1 pseudogene is annotated in these 438 nt (G+C 69.2%); it reads left to right on the top strand.

The window, feature by feature from the left end:
- A pseudogene (locus DBV35_RS29280) lies at positions 1 to 392 on the top strand (hypothetical protein); the annotation flags it as partial.
- Positions 393 to 438 lie beyond the last annotated feature (46 nt).

Below are 438 nucleotides of genomic sequence, written 5' to 3'. Positions count from 1 at the left end.
GGGAGATCAAGGTCGGCCAGCAGATCCTGGAGTCGCTGAACCTGCGCCCGCGCAAGCTCGAGATCGTGTCCTGCCCGTCCTGCGGGCGGGCCCAGGTGGACGTCTACACCCTCGCCGACGAGGTCACCGCCGGTCTGACCGGCATGGAGGTCCCGCTGCGCGTGGCCGTCATGGGCTGCGTCGTCAACGGTCCCGGTGAGGCGCGCGAGGCCGATCTGGGCGTCGCCTCCGGCAACGGCAAGGGCCAGATCTTCGTCAAGGGCGAGGTCATCAAGACCGTCCCCGAGCACAAGATCGTGGAGACGCTGATCGAGGAGGCCATGCGGCTCGCCGAGGAGATGGGCGAGAGCGTGGACGGTGTGACGGGTGAACCGCAGGTGACCGTCGGCTGAGCGAGTGCCGGTACCGGACGGGCGTCGGCGTGGCATCAGGAACCCG

It is taken from the genome of Acuticoccus kandeliae, from assembly GCF_003073115.1.
The sequence above is the reverse complement of the archived record's forward strand: the minus strand, read 5'-3'. Positions and strand labels throughout refer to the sequence as shown.